15 protein-coding genes and 1 tRNA gene are annotated in these 17,505 nt (G+C 60.4%); 13 read left to right on the top strand and 3 right to left on the bottom strand.

Going from position 1 to position 17,505, the window contains the following annotated elements; all coding sequences use genetic code 11:
* Window positions 1-2: 2 nt before the first annotated feature.
* The 4 genes from ACN0XM_RS02510 to ACN0XM_RS02495 all read left to right on the top strand — a co-directional run bounded on the left by ACN0XM_RS02510 (window position 3) and on the right by ACN0XM_RS02495 (window position 5,059).
* Window positions 3-1,394, top strand: a complete 1,392-nt coding sequence (locus ACN0XM_RS02510; protein ID WP_417565339.1) for an MDR family MFS transporter — start codon at window positions 3-5, stop codon at window positions 1,392-1,394.
* A 231-nt stretch (window positions 1,395-1,625) separates the two neighbouring features.
* Window positions 1,626-2,696, top strand: a complete 1,071-nt coding sequence (locus ACN0XM_RS02505) for a L,D-transpeptidase family protein (RefSeq protein ID WP_417565338.1) — start codon at window positions 1,626-1,628, stop codon at window positions 2,694-2,696.
* Between the two features lie 49 nt (window positions 2,697-2,745).
* The gene (locus tag ACN0XM_RS02500) at window positions 2,746-4,230 is read left to right on the top strand and encodes an NfeD family protein (RefSeq protein ID WP_417565337.1); all 1,485 of its coding nucleotides are present in this window, start codon (window positions 2,746-2,748) and stop codon (window positions 4,228-4,230) included.
* A gap of 40 nt (window positions 4,231-4,270) precedes the next feature.
* A complete protein-coding gene (locus tag ACN0XM_RS02495) occupies window positions 4,271-5,059 on the top strand; it encodes a slipin family protein (RefSeq protein WP_417565336.1) in 789 nt (262 codons plus the stop codon).
* 41 nt (window positions 5,060-5,100) lie between these two features.
* Here ACN0XM_RS02495 and ACN0XM_RS02490 read toward each other — a convergent pair whose 3' ends face one another.
* The 3 genes from ACN0XM_RS02490 to ACN0XM_RS02480 form a co-directional block, all read right to left on the bottom strand.
* Window positions 5,101-5,382, bottom strand: coding sequence for an Lpp/OprI family alanine-zipper lipoprotein (locus ACN0XM_RS02490; protein WP_417565335.1), 282 nt, complete (start codon window positions 5,380-5,382; stop codon window positions 5,101-5,103).
* A 215-nt stretch (window positions 5,383-5,597) separates the two neighbouring features.
* A complete protein-coding gene (locus ACN0XM_RS02485; RefSeq protein ID WP_417565334.1) occupies window positions 5,598-6,161 on the bottom strand; it encodes a L,D-transpeptidase family protein in 564 nt (187 codons plus the stop codon).
* A 107-nt stretch (window positions 6,162-6,268) separates the two neighbouring features.
* Window positions 6,269-7,993 carry a potassium/proton antiporter gene (locus tag ACN0XM_RS02480; protein WP_417565333.1) on the bottom strand — a complete coding sequence of 575 codons (1,725 nt, stop codon included), beginning with the start codon at window positions 7,991-7,993 and terminating at the stop codon, window positions 6,269-6,271.
* Between the two features lie 71 nt (window positions 7,994-8,064).
* On the opposite strand from ACN0XM_RS02480, the gene ACN0XM_RS02475 reads away from it, so the two are divergent.
* The 9 genes from ACN0XM_RS02475 to nuoI all read left to right on the top strand — a co-directional run bounded on the left by ACN0XM_RS02475 (window position 8,065) and on the right by nuoI (window position 17,504).
* Window positions 8,065-8,138 (top strand) — tRNA-Gly (locus ACN0XM_RS02475).
* A gap of 166 nt (window positions 8,139-8,304) precedes the next feature.
* The gene (gene ndhC / locus ACN0XM_RS02470) at window positions 8,305-8,691 is read left to right on the top strand and encodes an NADH-quinone oxidoreductase subunit A (protein ID WP_417565332.1); all 387 of its coding nucleotides are present in this window, start codon (window positions 8,305-8,307) and stop codon (window positions 8,689-8,691) included.
* A gap of 72 nt (window positions 8,692-8,763) precedes the next feature.
* Window positions 8,764-9,441 carry a NuoB/complex I 20 kDa subunit family protein gene (locus ACN0XM_RS02465; RefSeq protein ID WP_417565331.1) on the top strand — a complete coding sequence of 226 codons (678 nt, stop codon included), beginning with the start codon at window positions 8,764-8,766 and terminating at the stop codon, window positions 9,439-9,441.
* Between the two features lie 50 nt (window positions 9,442-9,491).
* Window positions 9,492-11,246: an NADH-quinone oxidoreductase subunit C/D gene (gene nuoC, locus ACN0XM_RS02460; protein ID WP_417565330.1), complete on the top strand. Its 1,755-nt coding sequence runs from the start codon at window positions 9,492-9,494 to the stop codon at window positions 11,244-11,246.
* On the top strand, window positions 11,246-11,779 hold the full coding sequence (nuoE, locus tag ACN0XM_RS02455) for an NADH-quinone oxidoreductase subunit NuoE (protein ID WP_417565329.1): 534 nt from the start codon (window positions 11,246-11,248) through the stop codon (window positions 11,777-11,779). The genes nuoC and nuoE overlap by 1 nt, the downstream gene beginning before the upstream one ends.
* On the top strand, window positions 11,776-13,146 hold the full coding sequence (gene nuoF, locus ACN0XM_RS02450; protein WP_417565328.1) for an NADH-quinone oxidoreductase subunit NuoF: 1,371 nt from the start codon (window positions 11,776-11,778) through the stop codon (window positions 13,144-13,146). The genes nuoE and nuoF overlap by 4 nt, the downstream gene beginning before the upstream one ends.
* A gap of 38 nt (window positions 13,147-13,184) precedes the next feature.
* Window positions 13,185-15,941, top strand: coding sequence for an NADH-quinone oxidoreductase subunit NuoG (nuoG, locus tag ACN0XM_RS02445; RefSeq protein WP_417565327.1), 2,757 nt, complete (start codon window positions 13,185-13,187; stop codon window positions 15,939-15,941).
* Window positions 15,938-16,915, top strand: coding sequence for an NADH-quinone oxidoreductase subunit NuoH (nuoH, locus tag ACN0XM_RS02440; protein WP_417565326.1), 978 nt, complete (start codon window positions 15,938-15,940; stop codon window positions 16,913-16,915). The genes nuoG and nuoH overlap by 4 nt, the downstream gene beginning before the upstream one ends.
* 19 nt (window positions 16,916-16,934) lie before the next feature.
* The gene (gene nuoI / locus ACN0XM_RS02435; protein ID WP_417565325.1) at window positions 16,935-17,504 is read left to right on the top strand and encodes an NADH-quinone oxidoreductase subunit NuoI; all 570 of its coding nucleotides are present in this window, start codon (window positions 16,935-16,937) and stop codon (window positions 17,502-17,504) included.
* Window position 17,505: the final 1 nt, after the last annotated feature.

The following is a 17,505-nucleotide window of genomic DNA, read 5'->3' as shown; positions in this document are numbered from 1 at the left end:
CCTTGGCTGATAACTCGGTTGAGGGCCTGAAGGCCCGCTACGGAGATCGCTGGCGCTGGCTGGCACTGGTTACGGTGGTTACAGGTACCATGGCCACTGTTCTCAGCGCCACTGTGGTCAACGTAGCGCTGCACGACATCATGGTGGAGTTCGGTATCCGTCAGGGCCAGGTGCACTGGCTGGCAACCGGGTTCATCGCCGCCATGACCACCACCATGCTCGCCTCTTCCTGGTTGCTGGATCATTTCGGGGTTCGCAAAACCCTGGCCACGGCCATGTCCCTGTTCACGCTGATTTCCCTTGCCGGTGGGTTCGCCAGCTCGCCGGAACAGCTGATTGCTGCCCGGATTGGTCAGGGCGCCATGGCCGGCCTCATGCAGCCCATGGGGATGTACCTGGTGTTCCGCATTTTCCCCCGCAACCGCCGCGGCCAGGCCATGGGCATCTACGGTATGGGCGTGATCCTGGCGCCGGCTCTGGGCCCGGTACTGGGCGGCTTTCTGGTTGATCAGCTGAGCTGGCGATATGTGATGTTTGCCCCGGCTCCGGTCACCCTTGCTGGTGTCCTGATGGCCTGGCGTTTCCTGCCTCTGCCCGTGTCCCGGCCGGCTCCCTACCGTTTTGACCTTCCCGGCCTGGTGTTGCTCGGGGCTACCATTGCCCTGTCACTGGATACACTGAACCGGTTGCAGAAAACGGACGGACAGCAGGCATGGATTGCGGCCGAGGCACTGTTGGCGATGGCAACCCTGGTGCTCTTTATCTTCCGGGAGCGGCGCACCCGGCACCCGTTAGTGAATATCAGCCTGTTGCGCAAGCCAACCTTTCTCTATGCTTGCCTGGGTGCCATGGCACTTGGTTTTGCCCTGTTCGGATCCACCTACCTGATTCCACTGTTTGTTCAGACCGCGCTGGAATTCACGGCGACAGAAGCCGGGTTGTTGATGTTGCCGGCCGGGATTGTCCTGGGCATGATTTTCCCGTTGGCCGGCCGCCTGGCGGACAAGCAGAGCGCCCGCAAGCTGGTGGTCTTTGGCATTGCGATATTTGCCCTTTCGGCCGTGTTGTTTGCCCTTTCGGACCTGGATCTGGCCTTTGGCTGGCTGGTTCTATGGGCAGTGCTGGGCCGGATCGGTATCGGTTTTATGCTTCCGGCACTGTCAACGGGTGCTCTCAATCCGCTCGAACCTCAGGAACTGGGTGCCGGTTCCAGTACCCTGAACTTCATGCGACAGCTTGGCGGTGCTTTCGGTGTCAACCTGGTGGCACTGGTCATTGAGTTCGGTGAGCACAGTGCGGGAATGCCGACGATCAACGCCTTCCATTCGGCCTGGTGGATGGTGGCGGTGTTTGTGGCCGTCGCAGCGGTACCCGTTTGGCGGATGCGGGTCTAGTGTTCCGGCCAGGTTACCCCGGAAACCACGGTGGGGATGCTGCCTGGCAATATACCCGTTATTATGGCGGGGCACTGGTTGAGGGCGCGGTTGTCCCTTGCCACAGCGCGAATTGGTGCAAGTGTTCTGTTTGTTGCGCTTGCTGTTGTCACGGTATGGGCAACCTACGTGAACTCCTGAGGGTACCTGCTGTCAACACGAGGGTGCTCTGATGCTTTCGGAACTTTGTCTATGTGGTTGAGATGGTTGGCGGTATTTTCCCTGGCGCAGTCCCTGATGCTCCCGGTGCTTCAGGCTGCGGAGTCGTTAGAGGGTGTGGCTGCAAAGGGTGGAGATAATGCAGGCGAGACGGAAAGCCCGAAAGCCCCGGACCGAAGCCCCCGCGTTCCCACTTTCCCGGTCCAGGGCGATCTGGCGGGACAGCTGGCCGTTTATGAGAGCAGTTACGAGGACACCTTCGCAGCCATTGGTAATCGTCTGGCCCTGGGTTATCTGGAGCTGGTGAAGGCCAACCCCGGCGTCGACCCTTGGCTGCCCGGGGAAGGCACAACGATCACCCTGCCGAGGCAATACGTACTTCCGGATGCCAGGCGGGAGGGTATTGTCATCAATTTGGCGGAATACCGGCTGTACTACTTCACTGGTGCAGGCGTACAGGTTTATCCAGTCGGGGTGGGCACCTCGGAGAATCCGTCACCGCTGACCGATGCGAAGGTGACCATGCCTCTGGAATCCCCTGCCTGGTACCCGCCGGCGAGCATTCGGGCTGAGTATGAAGCGTCGGGTGATTACCTGCCCCGAATGATTCCCGCCGGTCCGGGGAACCCACTGGGTAGTCATGCCCTGATGCTGAGCAAAGAGGGTTACCTGATCCATGGCACCAACAAACAGTTTGGTGTGGGTATGCCGGTCAGCCATGGCTGTTTTCGAATGTATAACGAAGATATTTCAAGGTTCGTGTACCAGGTCGAGAAGGGCACACCCGTCCAGATAGTGCATGATGCCGTTAAGATTGGTCTGTCTGAGGGTGAGGTCTGGCTGGAAGTGCATCGTCCTCATGAAGAATACCCCCGTGAGGATCGGGATCGTTTGTGGCAGCAGGTTTTCTCGGAGGTTGAGGCCTTCCGCGCCAGCAATCCGGGTGTCGAGGTCAAGCGGGCCACTATTGAGCTTGCGGTGGATCAGGCTGACGGTATTCCCACCATGATCGGCGAACGGGTCACCCAGATGGCTGCGGACGAGACCGTTGACGAAAAGGCGTCCGAGCCGGAGAGCAGGCCAGAGCAGCAGCTTTATTTCTGATACGGTAGCGCCCGGATCTTCTAAACTGATAAGTAGTCAGGGAGGTCTTATGCAGGTACACCGTTTCAAGCAATCACCGGGCACCCTTCGCCTGAAGCTTTGGGCGCTGGCTTTATTGACCGGCACGATGCTTGCGTTGAGTTCTCTGGCGCACCAGGTCTTTGCCCAGCAGACGTCGTCTGGCACCGCCCTGGTGCTTACTGTTGAGGGCGCCATCGGTCCCGCCACCATGGATTATGTCACCCGCGGTATTCGCCAGGCTGAATCTGAAGGTGCGGGAATTGTCATTATTGAAATGGACACACCTGGCGGGCTGATGGACTCCATGCGGGGCATCATCAAAGCCATCCTTGCCTCCGAAGTTCCCGTTGCCACCTATGTTTCTCCCCAGGGCGCCCGTGCAGCCAGTGCCGGAACCTATATTCTGTATGGCAGTCACATCGCCGCCATGGCACCGGCAACCAACCTGGGCTCGGCCACTCCGGTCCAGATGGGGGGGCTGCCTGGCACTCCGGAGCCGTCGAGTGAGCCTGCCTCCAAAGACGCTGATGCCAAGCAGGGCGATGAGTCCGGGGCTGAATCTCTTGCTGCCGAAGAGGGCACCGGGGAAGAGGACAGCAAACGTCGCGGCAGCACTGCCATGGAGCGTAAGGTACTGGAAGATGCCGTCAGTTACATTCGCGGGCTCGCTGAGCGCCATGGCCGGAATGCTGACTGGGCAGAAGAGGCGGTGCGGGAGGCGGTGAATCTTGGTGCTGCTGAAGCGCTTGAGAAGAACGTTATAGACGTGGTTGCTCCGAATGTCCGGGATCTGCTTCAGCAAGTCGACGGCCGCCAGGTTCGCATGGCCTCAGGAGAGATGACGCTGGCAACCACAAATCTTGAAGTTGTCCGCTCCCAACCGGACTGGCGAACCCGTCTGCTGTCCGTGATTACCGATCCGAACGTTGCCTACTTCCTGATGATTATCGGGTTTTACGGCATTATTTTCGAGCTGGCAAACCCTGGCGCGGTGGTGCCCGGCGTGGTTGGTGCCATCTGCCTGATTCTGGCCCTGTTTGCTTTCCAGGTTCTCTCTGTGAACTATGCTGGGTTGGCGCTGATTATGCTCGGTCTTGCCTTTATCGTCGGCGAAGCCTTTGTGCCAAGTTTCGGGATATTGGGTGTTGGGGGAATCGTGGCCTTCGTAACGGGTTCGGTCATCCTGATGGATGGCAGTCACCGGGATATTTCGCTGCCGACGATTGGCGGCACGGCTGCAGTCGCAGCCGGATTTATCCTCTGGACGGTCACAAGGTTCATTGGTCTGCGCCGCAGGCATCCAGTCAGTGGCACGGAACAGTTAACCCATGAGGAGGGGGTGTCGCTGGACGATTTTTCCGCAGAGCACGGCCACTACAGGGGGCATGTCAGGATCAGCGGTGAACGATGGAATGCCATCAGTGATGAGCCGGTCAGCGAGGGTGACCGGGTCAGTATTGCGGCAGTCGAGGGATTAACGGTAAGCGTCAGGGTTATCCCGGAAAACGGCTGACCCCGGCAAGCAGAGACTAACAGCAAAGCAAGGAGGCGGTATGATTGGCGAATTGGTTCCCTATCTTGCACCCATCGTGGTGTTGTTGCTGATTCTTGGTTCGGCCATCAAGATTCTGCCGGAGTATGAACGTGGCGTTGTCTTCTTCCTCGGACGATTCCAGGGGGTGAAAGGTCCAGGCCTGATGATCATAATCCCGGGTATTCAACAGATGGTCCGGGTTGACCTGCGGGTCATTGTACTCGATGTGCCCAGTCAGGACGTGATTTCCAAGGATAACGTCACGGTTCGGGTAAATGCCGTGCTCTATTATCGGGTAGTGGATCCGGAGCGAGCGATCATCCGGGTCGAGGATTTCAACTCGGCCACCAGCCAACTGGCACAAACGACACTGCGTTCGGTGCTGGGCAAGCATGATCTGGATGAAATGCTCTCGGAGCGGGACAAGCTCAATGCCGATATTCAGGAGATTATCGATGCCCAGACGGAGGAGTGGGGCATCAAGGTGGCCAATGTGGAAATCAAGCACGTGGACCTGAACGAATCCATGATCCGGGCCATTGCCCGTCAGGCGGAGGCAGAGCGCGAACGTCGCGCCAAGGTGATACACGCCGAAGGCGAATTGCAGGCGTCAAAGAAGCTGGTGGAAGCGGCAGATGTTATGTCCAGAAACTCGGGATCAATGCAGTTGCGGTACCTTCAGACCCTGGCGGATATGAGTAACACCAATTCCGCCACCATCGTGTTCCCGTTGCCGATGGAACTGATGACGACGTTCCTGAAGGAGAACAAACCGGTGTCTCCGGAAAAACCGGAACCCGAGGCATAAAAAAGGCCGGCAATGCCGGCCTCTCTCACTACGCTTCAGCCTTACTTCTGGCTGGAACGCTCAAGCATGCGCTTGGCACGCTCGTTTGCTTCATCAGCAGCTTTCTGAGCTGCCTTGGCAGCGGCCAGTGCTTCTTCCGCGGTCCGCTGGGCGGTACGGGCAGTGCTGGCAGCGCTGTTAGCGGTGTTCATTGCATTTTCAGCAGTGCTCTCAGCAGAGCTTGCTGTTGCATTTGCTTCGTCGAGGGCACCCTGATCCGTTGTGGCACAACCTGCAGTCAGAGCAGTGGCCAGTGCAAAACCGGCGATCGTCAGTTTACGCATTATAAATCCCCTTATTGGTCGAGTTATTTCCTGTGATCCGGAAGTCAGTATAGACGACTTCCTGTCAACCTGCCTGATAGGTGCAATAGGCGATGACTACCGGAGTCGTTAAACAGTGTAAAACACTGTGAGGCAAAATGTTAACTCAGGATAGGTAAATATTCTTAGGGTATGACAACAACTTAATGCTGTGGTCAGTTTTTTTCAGAGGTGCTTCAGGGATGAATGCTGATCGGAGTGCCGTCGGACACGAGTTGCCAGATTTCGTCGATCTCCTCGTTGGTAACCGCGATGCAGCCGTCGGTCCAGTCGAGACCGCGATAGGCAAACGCCATATCTTCCTCGCCATTTGGCAAGCCGTGAATCATGATGCTGCCACCGGGATCCAGGCCCCAGGCAGACGCCAGCTCCCGATCCCGCTCGCTGGGGTATGAAATGTGGATGGACCTGTAGAAATCGCTTTCAGAGTTGCGCCAGTCCAGTGTGTAGGTGCCTTCAGGGGTGCGTTCGTCACCCTGATACAACTTGTGGCCTTCCGGATTGTCCCCCAGGGAAACGCGATAACTGCGGACCACCCTCTCGTCATTCATAAGGTACAGTCGCCGCTCACTTTTTCGAACCACCACCTTGCTGACATCCTCGATATCTGCGGGGATGTATGTGGTTTCTGTAGGCATCCGGGTGTCGGCTTTGGCCAGCAACTCCGTGGCCATGGCCTGAGGAGTCGTTGCCAGCCAGAACAGGACGAGGGCGGAGAAAGCAGCGCGAGTAATCAGCATATCGTTAACTTACCAATGATTAATCTTTGTACAGACGGTTTATACCATAGCCCGCCTGCGATTTGTTAAGGGGTTTTGTTAACTTTTTTGGCTATCCCGTTTGCTGATCAGCTGTTTTGTGAACTGTCCATCTTGAGTCCGACCTTGGTCACCTGGTCAGCATTGGTGGCCCTGGCGACCAGTGTGACCGGCCCAAGGGTTACGATATCACCAACAACCGGGTGCCCCTTGGTACGCCTGGCAAAGCATTCGGCCAGGGACAGTTCCGGGGGCAGTTCATCGAATTCAATGCCGTAGACCTGTTCCACATCCCCCAGAAGCGCATCGCCATTGAGAACGAAATCACCAAAGAATGCCCGCTCGGCAAGGTATTTGGGTGCGTGGCGGCCACTCAGAGCCTTGCCCAGCTCCGGCAACACGCCGGGCGTGGCGAACATCGCAACCATATCGCCGCTGGCCACTTCCAGATCACCCTTGGGTTGCAGGCAGACCCGGTTTCGGAACACACCAGCCACAGCTGTGTTCTCCGGAAATCGCAGCTGGCTCAGGCGGCGCGGAGTCTCCCAGCTCTCGCCGCGCAAAGGGAAGAGCATCAATTCGTGATCACCCGCCGCAGGGGCATCCAGGGGCAGCCGGCGGTAAGGATCCTCCCCGGCAGGAACCTCCAGCCGCAGTTTGCGGGCCAGGGGCGCCATGGTGGTGCCCTGAACCAGCAGGGAAACAAGGACTATGAAGAAGGCCGCGTGGAACACCAGCTGCGCCTCCGGCAGGTTCGCAATGATCGGGAACAGCGCCAGAACGATCGGAACCGCTCCACGCAGTCCGACCCAGCTGATAAAGCCCAGCTCTCGCCTGTTAAAGGCGAACGGCCAGAGGGTGAGCATAACGGTAAGCGGGCGAATCACGAAAATGAGTGCCAGCGCCAGTATCAGGCCACCACCGGCCAGCGGAACCAGATCGGATGGATTGACCAGCAAACCAAGCATCAGGAACAGGCATAGCTGTGCCAGCCAGGCCAGGCCATCGTGGACCTGAAGGATCATCGGCATCATCCGTACATGGCGGTTGCCGATCACCACACCGGTCAGGTAAATCGCCAGGAAGCCGCTCCCCCCCAGGGCGTTGGTGGCGGAAAATACAGAAATGCCGGCGGCTGCCACCAGCAGCGGATAGAGCGAGGGCGTCAGCCGAATGCGGTTGGCCAGCTCCACGACTGCAAAGCCGCCAAGAATACCTGCGATACCGCCAATTCCGAACTGTTTAACCAGCATCGTCAGCGCTGCCCAGCCGGCCTGATCGCCGGTGTTGCCAATCAGGGTAACCAGCATCAGGGTCAGGAAAATGGCCATCGGATCGTTGCTGCCGGATTCAATTTCCAGAGTGGCACTGACCCGCTCGTTCAGGTGCAGACCCCGGCCCTGAAGCAGTGAGAACACGGCAGCGGCATCGGTGGAGGAAATGATGGCGCCAATCAGCAGCGCTGTCAGCCAGTGCAAATCGAACACCCACCAGGCTACAACTGCCGCACCGCCGGCTGTCATAGCCACACCGAGCGTAGCCAGAACGAGGGCGGGTTTCAGGCCGACACGGAAGGTCTCGGCGCGAGTGCGCATGCCACCATCCAGCAGGATGACCCCCAGCGCCAGATTGGCGATCACGAAGGCCAGTTCAAAATCATCGAATTCGATTCCGCCCGGGCCGTCCTCGCCCATCATCATGCCCACAACCAGAAAGATCAGCAGCACAGGCATGCCCACCCGACTGGAAAGCGGGCTGAGCACTATGCTGATAACCAGCATCAGGGCGCCAATCAGGGTCAGGGTGGGGTCCATTTATGCTCCAGACAGAATGCTTGCCCCGGGGCGGGCAGAGCGCTTATATTGCTCTCGCAGTGATCGTGCCTGCGGGTGTAGTTCAATGGCAGAACGGCAGCTTCCCAAGCTGCATACGAGGGTTCGATTCCCTTCACCCGCTCCATTTCCATCTTCTCATACTCCCCTGCTCCATCCGTAAAATCTTTTGCATCATATGGTTGCACGTTTGCGAGTCCTTTGACTGCTGCGGTTTGCGCAAACCGGGGGCCGTTGCTAGCTTTTAAGACAGATGTTCAACACCACAGCCGTTGGGTTGTCGAGGGGAAAGCATGGCCGAATACTGGGCGACCGGCTTTTTTATTTTTGCCGTACTCGGCCTGTGTGCCTTCATGGTGGGCGCCTCGAGCCTGCTTGGAGGGCGCAGCCACGGGATCAGCAAGTCCCTTCCGTTTGAGTCCGGCATCGTCGGTGCCGGCAGCGCACGCCAGCGTTTTTCGGTGAAGTTCTATCTGGTGGCCATGCTGTTCGTCATCTTTGATATCGAGGCGGTATTTCTGTTTGCCTGGGCCATTGTGATCCGAGATGTTGGCTGGACCGGGTTCTGGGGCGCCGCTGTGTTCATCTTTATCCTGCTGGCAGGTCTTATTTACGACAGCCGCTCCGGTGCTCTTGATTGGGCTCCGGAAACCAGGCCCGCCGGCAAACGCGGTGCATAGCAACGCCTCTCCCGAGTGCCCCGGCCGGATGGTGCGGGGTGTGAGGGGCCTGCGCATCAATGGAGGAATGTCATGGCCTATACCCTGACCCGTGCCGAGGGTCCGACGGGAGACGATGCCCGTTATCCGGTGGACCGCCGGGAAAAAACCGAGGATCCGGTGAAGCAGCAGCTCGAGCGCAATGTCTTCACCGGCAAGTTGAGTGAGGTACTCAACTCGGCAGTGAACTGGGGTCGGAAAAACTCCCTGTGGCCGTATAACTTCGGGCTGTCCTGTTGCTATGTGGAAATGACCACCGCCTTCACCTCGCCCCATGACATCGCCCGTTTTGGTTCGGAAGTGATTCGGGCGTCCCCCAGACAGGCGGATTTCATGGTGATTGCCGGCACCTGTTTCATCAAGATGGCGCCGGTGATCCAGCAGCTGTACGACCAGATGCTGGAGCCCAAATGGGTAATTTCCATGGGTTCCTGCGCCAATTCCGGAGGCATGTACGACATCTATTCCGTGGTTCAGGGCGTGGATAAGTTTCTGCCCGTCGACGTTTACGTGCCAGGGTGCCCGCCCCGTCCCGAGGCCTTCCTGCAAGGCCTGCAACTGTTGCAGGACTCCATCCAGGAAGAACGCCGGCCGTTGTCCTGGGTGGTGGGGGACCAGGGGGTCTACCGGGCCGAGATGCCATCACAGAGAGAAAAATGGCGTGATCAGCGCATTCAGGCCACTGAACTGAGGACGCCTGACAAGCTGTAGAGCCAGGGATTGTCATTCCACAACCGGGTATCAGGAGTCAGACCACGAGCATGGCTATGGAAACCGCCGGTGACGAATTGGTTGAAGCCCTTCAGCGGGACTTCGGCGCCAGTGTGCAGTATTGCCAGCACACGCGTACCGGTATGCCGGTGCTCTGGGTAACGCGGGATTCACTGACCGATATGCTGGGGTACCTCAAGAACCTGAATGCTCCCTTTGATCTGCTCTATGATCTGTCGGCCATCGACGAGCGCTTGCGTGGCCACCGTCACGGCCTGCCGGATTCGGATTTCACGGTGTTCTACCAGCTGATGTCGATTGCCCGGAACAGCGACATCATGCTCAAGGTGGCCCTGAACGAGGAGGATCTGAGCCTGCCCACCGCCACCGGTGTGTTCCCGGCGGCCAACTGGTACGAGCGCGAGGTGTGGGACATGTTCGGGATCGGCTTTTCCGACCATCCCCATCTGCAGCGGCTGCTGATGCCTCCGACCTGGACCGGCCATCCCCTGCGCAAGGACTACCCGGCCCGGGCCACGGAATTTGACCCCTATACTCTGACAGTGGAAGGGCAGGAAAAAGAACAGGAAGCGCTGCAGTTCGTGCCCGAGGCCTGGGGCATGGCCCGGGAAAGGGACGGCGCCGAGTTTATGTTCCTGAATCTGGGGCCCAATCATCCGTCTGCCCACGGTGCCTTTCGCATTGTCCTGCAGCTGGATGGCGAGGAAGTTGTCGACTGCGTGCCGGATATCGGCTACCACCACCGGGGCGCGGAGAAGATGGCGGAGCGCCAGTCCTGGCACAGCTTTATTCCCTACACCGACCGCATTGATTACACCGGCGGGGTGATGAACAACCTGCCTTACGTGCTGGCGGTTGAAAAACTGGCGGGGATTGAGGTGCCGGACCGGGTCAAAACGATCCGAGTGATGATGGCCGAGATGTTCCGGATCACCAGCCATCTGCTGTTCCTGGGCACCTACCTGCAAGATCTGGGCGCAATGACGCCGGTTTTTTTCACTTTCAGCGACCGGCAACGGGGCTACAAGGTGATTGAGGGGATCACCGGCTTCCGCATGCACCCGGCCTGGTATCGCATTGGCGGCGTGATGCAGGATTTACCCCAGGGCTGGGAAAAGCTGGTGCAGGAATTCCTGGACTGGATGCCCCCACGGCTTCGGGAATACGAGCGGGCGATGATGGAGAATGCCCTGGTGCGGGAGCGGACCCGCGGCGTGGCGGCCTTCAACACCGCCGAAGCCTTGGCCTGGGGGGTTACCGGGCCGAATCTGCGGGCCACGGGGTGCAATTTTGATCTGCGCAAGCAGCGGCCCTACTCCGGCTATGACAACTTCGAATTCGAGGTGCCCCTGGGAGAACGTGGCGATGTGTTCGACCGGGGTCAGCTCCGTATCGAGGAAATGCGCCAGAGCCTGCGAATTATCCAGCAGTGCGTGAATCACATGCCATCCGGCGACTTCAAGGCAGATCACCCGCTCACCACCCCGCCGCCCCGGGAGCGGATGCTGGAACACATTGAAACCCTGATTACCCACTTTCTGCAGGTGTCCTGGGGGCCGGTACTCAAGCCCCAGGAATCGATGCAGATGGTGGAGGCCACCAAGGGCATCAACAGTTATTACCTGACCAGTGATGGCAGCACCATGAGTTACCGAACCCGGATACGGACACCGAGTTTCCCGCATCTGCAGCAGATTCCGAGTGTGATGCGGGGAGGCTTCGTGCCGGACCTGATCGCCCATCTGGGCAGCATTGATTTTGTTATGGCTGACGTGGACCGCTGATGATGGAACAGACACCGGCATCAAACCCTCAGGCATCTGGTCATCAAACCCTGGCCACCGACGGCTTCCAGCTGCACCCGGAGGACGAAGCCGCCATGCGCGAAGAGGCGGGTCATTACGAGCAGCCTCAGGCGGCCTGCATCGAGGCGCTGAAGATTGTCCAGCGTCGTCATGGCTGGGTGCCTGACGGGGCCATTGCCGCCATTGCCCGGGTGCTGGGGGTGGGCCCGGCCAGTGTAGAGGGAGTAGCCACCTTCTACAGCCTGATCTTCCGGCAGCCGGTGGGGCGCCATGTGATTCTGGTGTGCGACTCCAGCTCCTGTTTTCTGACCGGTTTTGACCAGCTACGGGATGCCTTGATCGAGCGGTTGGGCATCGGCCTGGGTGAAACTTCCGCCGATGGTCGCTTCACCCTCTTGCCCGTGTGTTGCCTGGGGGCCTGCGATGGCGGCCCGGCGATGATGATCGATGACGACGTCTACGGTCCGGTGGGCGCCGACGATCTTGCCGATGTGTTGGAGGGTTATTCGTGAATACCCAGCGTCAGTCTCCCACCTATCGCAGCCGACTGCTCCAGCCCGCTTCCGAGCGGAAGCCGGAGACCCATCCCCTGACCTGGCGGCTCCGGGATGATGGCCAAGTGGTCGACCTGAAGGACTACGAATCAAAAGACGGCTACCGCTCGGTCCGGCAGGTCCTGAACGAACATGATCCCCAGGCCGTTATCGCCGCCATGAAGGAGGCCAATGTCCGTGGCCGCGGTGGCGCCGGTTTTTCCGCCGGCTTGAAATGGAGCCTCACCATGCAGGGCGGCGACATGCCCCGGGGGTATATCGTCTGCAATGCCGATGAGATGGAACCGGGCACCTTCAAGGACCGCCTGCTTATGGAGCAGCAGCCGCATCTGCTTATTGAAGGCATGATCCTGGCGGCTTTTGCCAATAACGCCCGCTATGGCTACATCTTTCTTCGCGGGGAGTATGTGGAATCCGCCAGGGTTTTGGCCGGTGCACTGGCCGAAGCCCGTGAGGCGGGCTGGCTCGGGCCAGACATTGCCGGCAGCGGCTTCGATTTCGATATTGCAGTGCATACCGGCGCCGGGCGCTATATCTGCGGGGAGGAAACCGCCCTGCTCAACTCCCTGGAGGGAAAGCGGGCGAACCCGCGGGCCAAACCCCCGTTTCCCGGCCAGTCGGGTGCCTGGGGCAAGCCCACGGTGGTGAACAATGTTGAGACCCTGTGCAATGTGCCGGCCGTGATGCTGCGTGGTGCCGACTGGTACCAGGGGCTGTCCGGGGATCGCACCGATGACGGTGGCACCAAGCTTTATGGCGCCTCGGGGCTGGTCAGCCGTCCCGGGCTCTGGGAGTTACCCATCGGAGTCACCGGCCGGGAAATCCTGGACCGTGCCGGTGGCCTGCGCGGCGGCCGGACACTCAAGGCCTGGCTGCCCGGCGGTGCCAGCACCGGCTTTCTGCTGCCGGAGCACCTGGATCTGCCCCTGGATTTCGATACCGTGGGCAAGGAAGGCAGTCGCCTGGGCACGGGGCTGATTACCGTGGTCACAGAAGACCAGAGCATGGTCTCGCTGATGCGCAATCTGGAGGAGTTTTTCGCCCGGGAGTCCTGTGGCTGGTGCACCCCCTGCCGGGACGGCCTGCCCTGGACCGTGAAGTTGCTACTGGCCCTGGAACGGGGCGAGGGCGAGGCAGGCGATGTCGAACTGTTGGATAAGCTGGCCGCCGACTGTGGCCCGGGGCTGACCTTTTGTGCCCACGCCCCGGGGGCGGCGATGCCATTGCAGACTGCCCTCCGGCACTTCCGGCACGAATTCCAGCAGGGCGTCCATTACCCGAGGGGCAAGGCCCATTCGGATCCGATTCCGGTGGGGGAAGTATGAATCAGTCACTGACCGTGAACAGGGAGTAAACCGGCACCATGGCAACCATTCATGTGGACGGCCAGAGCTACGAGGTCAACGGTGCAGACAACCTGCTCCAGGCCTGCCTGTCCCTGGGCCTGGACATTCCCTACTTCTGCTGGCACCCCGCCATGGGCAGTGTCGGTGCCTGCCGCCAGTGTGCCGTGCGCCAGTACAAGGACGAGGACGACGATAAGGGCATGCTGGTGATGTCCTGCATGACGCCGGCTGCGGATCAGACCCGGATTGATATCGAGGACGAGGAGGCCCGGGCCTTCCGTGCCAGTGTGGTGGAGTGGCTGATGATCAACCATCCCCACGACTGCCCGGTGTGCGAGGAAGGCGGCCATTGCCACCTGCAGGACATGACCGTGATGACCGGCCACGACCGGCGCCGCTACCGGTTCCGCAAGCGCACCCGCCGGAACCAGTACCTGGGTCCGTTCATCGCCCATGAGATGAACCGGTGTATTACCTGCTACCGCTGCGTGCGCTTTTACAACGATTACGCCGGAGGCACTGACCTGGGCGCGTTCGGGGCCAAGGACAACATCTACTTCGGGCGCCACGAGGAGGGCACGCTGGAAAGCCGGTTTGCCGGTAATCTGACCGAAGTATGCCCGACTGGCGTGTTTACGGACCAGAGCCATTCCGACCATTACACCCGCAAGTGGGACCTGCAGTTTGCGCCGGGTATCTGCCACCAGTGTGCCATGGGCTGCAACATCAGCCCGGGTGAGCGTTATGGCGATATTCGCCGGATTGAAAACCGCTTTAACGGTGACGTTAACGGCTATTTTCTCTGCGATCTGGGACGGTTTGGCTACGGCTATGTGAACCGCGCCGACCGGCCACGGGTTCCGGAGTGGCATTCCTCCGAAACCGGGCAACCAGAAGAACTCTCGGTGGACGCTGCCCTGGCCCGCATTGGCGATGCCCTGAAGCATGCCCGCCGGGTGATCGGCATTGGTTCCCCGCGGGCCAGCCTGGAGAGTAATTTCCAGCTCCGGGAACTGGTGGGGGCGGCGAACTTTGCCACCGGGATTGAGGCCCGGGAGCAGGCCTGCCTTGATCGAATGAACGAGCTCACCCGAAGCTGCGGATTGAAGGTGCCGACGCTTCGGGAAGTGGAAGAGCATGATGCGGTGCTGGTGCTCGGCGAGGATCCCATGGAAAGCGCCGCTCGTCTGGGGCTGTCGATCCGCCAGGCGGTGATTGCGCCACCGGCGGATCGGGCCGCGAAGCTGGGGATTCCCGACTGGAATGCCGAGGCTATGAAAACCCTGGCCCAGGATCACCGCCAGCCGCTGTTCATTGCCTACCCTGCTGCTACCGAACTCGATGGCATTGCCCGGCCAAGGCTGTCCCTGGCGCCTGACGACATCGCCCGGCTGGGATTTGCGATCGCCCACGCCGTTGATCCCCTGGCACCGGCGGTTCCGGATCTGGACGAGGATCTAAAGCAGCGGGCCGAGTCGATTGCCCGGGCACTGATGGAGGCAGAGCGTCCGCTGGTTGTCAGCGGCGGCTCACTGGCCTGCCCCGCTGTACTGGACGCCGCCGGGAACATTGCCCGGGCACTGGCCCGGCGGGCGTCCAGGGCTGGTCTGATACTGGTACGCCGGGAAGTGAACAGCACGGGGCTGTCCCTGATGGGAGGGCAGACTCTGGACTGGGCGCTGGACCAGCTGTCTGGCGGCGAAGCCGATGCGGTGGTGATTCTGGAAAACGACCTGTACCAGCGCCTGCCGGATAGCCGGGTCAATGCGGCTCTTGAGCGCGCCGAGGTGCGGGTTGTGGTGGATCACCAGCGCACCCGCACCCTGGAACAAGCCACCTTCGTATTGCCGGCCGCCACCTTTGCCGAAGCGGATGGCACACTGGTCAGCCTGGAAGGGCGTGCCCAGCGCTTTTTCCAGGTATTCGAGCCGGCCTACATGCGGCCCGAGGCCCGAATTCACGAGAGCTGGCGCTGGCTGCACGCGCTGTCGGCCGGGCAGCACCAGGCGGATGCCGGGGTTATTACCCTGGATCAGGTCACGGAGGCTTGTGCAAAGGCCTGTCCGGCACTGGCCCCGATTGAAGGCGCCGCACCAGGCGCGAGTTACCGGATTGAAGGGCTGCGGCTGGCCCGGGAGCCGCACCGGTACAGTGGCCGGACCTCCATGCGTGCCGATCAGAATGTCAGTGAACCCCGGACGCCCCAGGATCCGGACACCGCGTTCGCGTTTTCCATGGAGGGTTACAGCGGCTACCAGGAGCCGCGACAGCAGGTGCCTTTTGCCTGGGCGCCGGGCTGGAATTCGCCCCAGGCCTGGAACAAGTTCACCGATGAGGTGGGGGGCCATCTGCGCGGTGGGGATCCCGGGGTCCGGTTGCTGAACCCGCAGCCGGGACAGTATCACTACGCCTCGGCCATTCCCCTGGCGTTCCGGCGGGCCAGCGAGGGCTTTCACGCCATCGTATTGCCCCGACTGTTTGGTGGTGATGAAACCTCGGCGCTGGCGGAACCGATTCGCCAGCGCATGGAACGCCCTGCGTTACTGCTCTCGGAGGCCGATGCCATCAGACTTGGCGCGGAGCTGGGTGGCTTGATTACCGTAGCCGGCGAACAGGCCTGTGTCACACTTCCGGCCTGCGTGCAAACCGACTGGCCCTCTGGCCTGGTGGGCCTGCCGGCGGGCTGTGTTCCTGCGGGGATTGCCAGTGGCCGGGTAACGCTGACTGCCGGGCCAGGGTCGACCCCCGAGGCTGGAGAGGAGGTGCAGCCGTGAGTTGGCTGAGTCCGGAGCTGCAGGCGATTCTTTGGGGCATGTTCCAGGCCCTGGTGATTCTGCTGGGTGCTGTCCTGCTTGGCGCCGCCCTGACCATCGTGGAACGACGTCTGCTCGGGCTATGGCAGGATCGCTACGGCCCAAACCGGGTGGGGCCATTCGGTACCCTGCAGCTGGTCGCCGACATGATCAAGATTTTCTTCAAGGAGGACTGGATCCCGCCGTTCGCCGACAGGCCGTTGTTTGTCCTGGCGCCGGTCATTGCCTTCGCCTCCCTGCTGCTGTCGTTCATCATCATCCCCATCACCCCGGGTTGGGGCATTGCGGATCTGCACATCGGGCTGCTGTTTTTCCTGGCGATGGCCGGGATCAACGTCTACGCGGTGTTACTCGGGGGCTGGGCCAGTGGCAACAAATATGCCCTGCTCGGCGCCATCCGGTCTTCAGCCCAGACCGTCTCCTATGAGGTGTTCATGGGCCTGTCGCTGATGGGAGTGGTGGCCCTGGCCGGCTCGTTCAACATGCGTGAGATTGTCGCGGCTCAGGAAGGGCTTTGGTTTGTCGTGCCCCAGTTCTTTGGCTTCTGTACCTTTCTGATCGCCGGCATTGCCGTGACCCACCGGCATCCGTTTGACCAGCCGGAGGCAGAACAGGAGCTGGCGGACGGCTATCACATTGAATATTCCGGCATGAAGTTCGGACTGTTCTTTATCGGCGAGTACGTGGGCATGGTGCTGGTGTCCGCCCTCATCGTGACCCTGTTCTTCGGCGGCTGGCACGGCCCCTGGTTGCCGCCCATTCTCTGGTTTGCGATCAAGACCGGATTCTTTCTGATGCTGTTCATCCTGCTGCGGGCCTCGTTGCCGCGGCCCCGATATGACCGGGTGATGAGCTTTGGCTGGAAGGTCTGTCTGCCGCTGACCCTGATCAACCTGCTGGCAACCGGCGCCGTCATGCTGCTGGTTGGCCCCTAAGCCTGAGGAGGACCCTGGTATGGAGAAGGAAAAGGTCCCGTTCATCAAATCCGTACTCTGGCTGGTGCCGGCGACCTGGACCCAGCTGCGCACCCTGGGCATGGTGTTCATGCACAGTTTCCGCAAGCGCGAGACGGTGAACTACCCGGAAGAGGCGGTCTACCTGCCGCCTCGTTATCGGGGCCGGATCGTGCTGACCCGGGACCCGGACGGCGAGGAGCGCTGTGTCGCCTGCAACCTTTGCGCGGTGGCCTGCCCGGTGGACTGCATTTCCCTGCAGAAAGGGGAACAGGAGGATGGTCGCTGGTATCCCGAGTTCTTCCGGATCAATTTCTCCCGCTGCATTTTCTGCGGCATGTGCGAGGAAGCCTGTCCCACCTCGGCAATTCAGCTGACACCGGATTTCGAGATGGCCGAATACGACCGGCAGCAACTGGTATATGAGAAGGAAGACCTGCTGATCAATGGTCCGGGCAAGGATCATGATTACCACTTCTACAAGGTGGCGGGCATGGCCATCGGTGGGAAGGATAAGGGCCAGGCACTGAATGAAGAGGAACCGGTGGACGTACGTTCACTGTTGCCATAGA

It is taken from the genome of Marinobacter sp. (assembly GCF_048269445.1).
Classification (GTDB): Bacteria; Pseudomonadota; Gammaproteobacteria; order Pseudomonadales; family Oleiphilaceae; genus Marinobacter.
This window is presented reverse-complemented; position numbering and strand designations above follow the sequence as displayed.